This window comes from Streptomyces roseicoloratus, from assembly GCF_004117935.1.
GTDB classification, from domain to species: domain Bacteria; phylum Actinomycetota; class Actinomycetes; order Streptomycetales; family Streptomycetaceae; genus Streptomyces; species Streptomyces roseicoloratus.
This window is the reverse complement of record NZ_SDOY01000064.1, coordinates 1-4,951: the sequence shown is the minus strand read 5'-3', so window position 1 is coordinate 4,951 and position 4,951 is coordinate 1. Positions and strand designations below refer to the sequence as shown.

Sequence of the window (4,951 nt, the reverse complement as noted above, 5' to 3'; positions counted from 1 at the left end):
GGGCGCAGCCCCGCTCTGCGCCGTACGGTGTGCACGGCGGCGGCGTCGAGCAGCGCGAGGGGCGCCGCGTCTCCGGTGCCGGACCCGAACGGCTTCCGGTCGGTGCCCAGCAGCGCCGACGTGACGAGCTCTTCCCAGGCGTCCATGGACTCCTCCAGAGGTGGGTGGGGTGGTGGGACGGGCGTGGGGCGCGTCCGCGGCGGTGTCAGACGAGCGGCACCGTCTCGCCCGGTTCGTCCGGCGACCAGGCGGCCAGCGGGGTGAACCCCTGGTGGCCCACCTCCCCGAACACCCTCACGGGGCCGCCTCCGGACAGTGCGACCAGCCGCCACAGCCCGGGATGTGCCTGGGCGGCGCGGGTCAGCGGCACGGCCTCCCGGCCGGCGGTGCCCACGGCCGTACCCGGGGGTCCGTCGGCGCCCCCGGGGACGGCCGAGGTCCCGTCGGCAGCCTCGATCGCTGCCGAGGTCCCGTCGGCGCCGTCGGCCGTGCCGGCCGCCGCGCCCGGAGCTTGGTCCGGCCCTGTGCCCGACGGGGTGCCCGCCCCCGTGCCCGAGGGTGTGCCCGGTCGTGTGCCCGAGGGTGTGCCCGGTCCTGTGCCAGGCGCCGAGCCCGGTCCTGTGCCCGCGGCGTCGGCGAGTTGCCAGCCGTACTCCGCCCGGGCCGGGACCACTTCCGACAAGGTCACCGGCCAGCTGTCCAGCCACGGGTCCTCGCGCAGCGCGCCGCCGTAGGCGGCGAGGGCGGCGGCGACCCCGGTGCCCGGAGGCGGCGGGCACGCGGCCGAGGCGGTGCCGAACTGCTCGACCAGCTCGGCGCGCAGCCCCCCGCCCGAACCGTACGGGCGCAGCTCGGCGTCCACGACGGCGCCGACGGGCAGGGCCAGTTGGGGTGCGCGGCCCGCCGCGCCGTAGGAGAGGAGCAGGGCCGTGTGCCCGGTCGACCGGCCGTGCAGCCAGATCCGGCGGGTCGTCAGGCGCGCGTCCGCCGTGTCGTACTGGGCGAGCACCAGCCAGTCGTCGCGCAGCACCGGCCCCTCCGGTGAGGACGGCAGGCCGACCCGGCCGCGGACCGTCGCGGCCAGCGGACCGGGCAGGGTGTCCACCGCCAGCCAGGCGCGGTCGAGGAGATGGGTCAGCGCGCACTCCTCCAGGAGCCGTACCGGCCAGCCCGGCCCCGATCCGGCGACCGCGCCCAGCTCGCGCACCCGCCCGGCCAGCCCCGGGGCCTGGGCGTCGACCATGCGGGCCGCGGTCTCCTCCCACAGCCCGTACCCCGCGCGCTCGGCCGAGGCGAGCCCGCCGCGCAGCAGGTCGGCGAGCCGCTGCTCCAACTCCTGTGCCCCCGCCGTGATCCGGGCCGCCCGCCGCTCCGCCCGGCGGCGCGCGGCCTCCGGGTCGGCGGGCCCGCCGTCCGCCTCGGTCCGCGCGGCCCCCTCCCGCGCGGCCTCCGCCCGCGCACGTCTGCCCGCGAGCCACTCCGCCGCCCAGTCGGGCGCCTCGCCGGCCGTCGGCACCGCCGTCCCGGCCGCGTCCCCCGCCCACAGCAACAGCAGTCCCAGCGCGTGCTTGCACGGGAACTTGCGGCTCGGGCAACTGCACGCGTACGCCGGACCCGCGGTGTCCACGACCGTGCGGTACGGCGTCCTGCCGCTGCCCTTGCACAGGCCCCAGACGGCCCGGCCGTCGCGGCCCGCGCCCGACCACGGGCCGGGCGAACCCAGCTTGCTTCCCGCTCTGCGCGACGCGTCGTCAGGAGCCAGTGCCAGCACCTGTTCCGACGTCCAGCGCACCCCCTGCTCAGTCATGCGAACGACCGTACGGGCCGCCACTGACAACGCCCTCGCCGCAGCCCTGACCTGCGGTTTCCCCAGGGCGTGACCCGATGTCAGTGGCATGGTGCACCGTGGATCGCACAGCAGGTCGAACGATCTGGAGGGGGACCCATGACCCTGCCCGAAACCACCACGACCACCGCCGCGGACGCGGCCCTGCGGCCCCACGCCGAGGACGCCTTCGCCCACGAACTCGCCGCGCTCGCCGCCGCCGACGACCGGCCGCGCCCCGCGCGCTGGCGGCTCTCGCCCTGGGCCGTCGCCACCTACCTCCTGGGCGGCACACTGCCCGACGGCACGGTGGTCACACCGAAGTACGTCGGCCCGCGCCGCATCGTCGAGGTCGCCGTCACCACGCTCGCCACGGACCGCGCCCTGCTCCTGCTCGGCGTTCCCGGCACCGCCAAGACCTGGGTCTCCGAGCACCTCGCCGCCGCCGTCAGCGGCGACTCCACGCTCCTCGTCCAGGGCACCGCCGGCACCCCCGAGGAAGCCATCCGCTACGGCTGGAACTACGCGCAGCTGCTCGCCCACGGTCCCAGCCGCGACGCCCTCGTGCCCAGCCCCGTCATGCGGGCCATGGCGCAGGGCATGACCGCCCGCGTCGAGGAACTGACCCGCATCCCCGCCGACGTGCAGGACACCCTCATCACGATCCTGTCCGAGAAGACCCTGCCGATCCCCGAACTGGGCGAGGAGGTGCAGGCCGTCGGCGGCTTCAACCTCATCGCCACGGCCAACGACCGCGACCGCGGCGTCAACGACCTGTCCAGCGCCCTGCGCCGCCGCTTCAACACCGTCGTGCTGCCGCTGCCCGCGACGCCGGACGCCGAGGTGGACATCGTCGCCCGACGCGTCGACCAGATCGGGCGCTCGCTCGACCTGCCCGCCGTTCCGGACGGCGCGGACGAGATCCGCCGGGTCGTCACCGTCTTCCGCGAACTGCGCGACGGAGTCACCACCGACGGCCGCACCAAGCTCAAGTCCCCTTCGGGGACGCTGTCGACGGCCGAGGCGATCTCCGTCGTCACCGGCGGCCTGGCCCTCGCCGCCCACTTCGGCGACGGGGTGCTCCGCTCCGCCGACGTCGCCGCCGGTCTGCTCGGCGCGGTGGTCCGCGACCCGGCCGCCGACCGGGTCGTCTGGCAGGAGTACCTGGAGACCGTGGTCCGTGAGAGAGACGGATGGAAGGACTTCTACCGCGCCTGCCGCGAGGTGAGCGCATGACCCGCCCCGCCGCCACGGAGCACGACGCGGGCACCCGCGCCGACCCGCACACCGGCGCCCCGGCATCTCCCCCCGGAGCCGCCGCGCCCCCGGCGCGGTCCGTGACCGGGCCGCTCGTGCTCGGCGTGCGGCACCACGGACCCGGCTCCGCGCGGGCCGTGCGGGCGGCGCTCGACGCCGGGCGCCCCAAGGCCGTGCTCGTCGAGGGCCCGCCCGAGGCGGACGCCCTGGTCGCGCTCGCCGCCGACGAGGAGATGCGGCCCCCGGTCGCGCTGCTCGCGCACGCCGTGGACGACCCGGGACGGGCCGCGTTCTGGCCCATGGCCGAGTTCTCGCCCGAGTGGGTCGCGATCCGCTGGGCCCTCGACCACGGCGCCGAGGTGCGCTTCGTCGACCTGCCCGCCGCCCACAGCCTCGCCGCCCTCGACCCCACCTGGGACGACGGGGAGGAGTTCACCGGTGCCGAACCGGCCGGCGGCCGGGAACTGCGCGTCGACCCGATCGCCGAGCTCGCCCGCACCGCCGGCTACGACGACGCCGAACGCTGGTGGGAGGACGTCGTCGAACTGCGCGGCGCCGGCGACCCGTTCGCCCCGTTCGACGCCGTCGCCGAGGCGATGGGCGCCCTGCGCGAGGCGTACGGACACGGCGGCCACCCGCGCGACCTGATGCGCGAGGCGCACATGCGGCTGCGGCTGCGCGCGGCCCGGAAGGAGTTCGGCGACGACGTCGCCGTGGTCTGCGGCGCCTGGCACGTGCCCGCGCTGCTGCGCAGGACCACCGTCACGGCCGACCGCGCCCTGCTCAAGGGACTGCCCAAGGTGAAGGCCGAGCTGACCTGGGTCCCCTGGACCCACCGCCGGCTCGCCCGCCGCTCCGGCTACGGCGCCGGCATCGACGCCCCCGGCTGGTACGCGCACCTCTTCACCGCGCCCGACCGGCCCGTCGAACGCTGGATGACCAAGGTCGCGGGACTGCTGCGGGACGAGGACCTGACCGTCTCCTCCGCGCACGTCATCGAGGCCGTACGGCTCGCCGACACCCTGGCCGTGATGCGCGGCCGCCCGCTGCCCGGGCTCGGCGAGACCACCGACGCCGTCCGCGCCGTCATGTGCGAGGGCTCGGACGTCCCGCTCGACCTGATGCGGGACCGGCTCGTGGTCGGCGACGTCCTCGGCACGGTCCCGGCCGGCGCACCCGCCGTGCCGCTCCAGCGCGACCTCGAACGGCTCCAGCGCGGGCTGCGCCTCAAGCCCGAGGCGTCCGAGCGCGAGCTCGGCCTCGACCTGCGCAAGGACAACGACGCCGCCCGCAGCCGGCTCCTGCACCGGCTCCGGCTGCTCGGCGTCGACTGGGGCGGCCCCGTCGCGGGCCGCGGCTCCACCGGCACGTTCCGGGAGAGCTGGCGGCTGCGCTGGGAGCCCGAACTCCACGTCCGGGTCGCCGAGGCGGGCGTCTGGGGCACCACCGTCGAGGCCGCCGCCACCGCCCGGGCCCGCGCGCGGGCGGCCGCGGCCGACGACCTCGCCGCCGTCACCGCGCTCGCCGAGCAGTGCCTGCTCGCCGGACTCGGCGACGCCCTGCCCGCCGTGCTGCACGCGCTCGCCGACCGCGCCGCCCTCGACAGCGACGTCGCCCACCTCGCCCAGGCCCTGCCCGCCCTCGCCCGCTCCCTGCGCTACGGCGACGTCCGCGCCACCGACACCACCGCGCTCGGCGAGGTCGCCGCCGGTCTCGCCGAGCGGATCTGCGTCGGACTGCCGCCCGCCTGCGCCGCACTCGACACCGACGCCGCCGCCGACATGCGCGACCGTCTCGACGCCGTCCACACGGCGATCGCCCTCCTGACGACCCGGCCCGCGCCCGCCGGCCCCGGCACCCCCGCGGCGG

4 protein-coding genes are annotated in these 4,951 nt (G+C 77.2%); 2 read left to right on the top strand and 2 right to left on the bottom strand.

The genetic code is table 11. The annotated features are described in order from the left end of the window. The coding region (locus ESG85_RS37105; RefSeq protein WP_164986172.1) for a DUF5691 domain-containing protein at positions 1 to 146 on the bottom strand (146 nt) is incomplete at its 3' end. Positions 147 to 205: 59 nt separating this feature from the next. Beyond that, positions 206 to 1,807 carry an SWIM zinc finger family protein gene (locus ESG85_RS05670; protein WP_219825163.1) on the bottom strand — a complete coding sequence of 534 codons (1,602 nt, stop codon included), beginning with the start codon at positions 1,805 to 1,807 and terminating at the stop codon, positions 206 to 208. 138 nt (positions 1,808 to 1,945) lie between these two features. On the opposite strand from ESG85_RS05670, the gene ESG85_RS05665 reads away from it, so the two are divergent. Together ESG85_RS05665 and ESG85_RS05660 are read left to right on the top strand one after the other, a co-directional pair. Continuing rightward, positions 1,946 to 3,061 (top strand): ATP-binding protein, encoded by a 1,116-nt coding sequence (locus ESG85_RS05665; RefSeq protein WP_128976919.1) that lies wholly within the window; start codon positions 1,946 to 1,948, stop codon positions 3,059 to 3,061. Then, on the top strand, positions 3,058 to 4,951 hold a 1,894-nt coding region (locus tag ESG85_RS05660; protein ID WP_219825162.1), incomplete at its 3' end, for a DUF5682 family protein. The genes ESG85_RS05665 and ESG85_RS05660, both read left to right, overlap by 4 nt.

Coding starts and splice junctions, on each gene's coding strand:
- ESG85_RS05670 (WP_219825163.1), bottom strand. CDS start 1,807: ATGACTGAGCAGGGGGTGCGCTGGACGTCGGAACAGGTGCTGGCACTG.
- ESG85_RS05665 (WP_128976919.1), top strand. CDS start 1,946: ATGACCCTGCCCGAAACCACCACGACCACCGCCGCGGACGCGGCCCTG.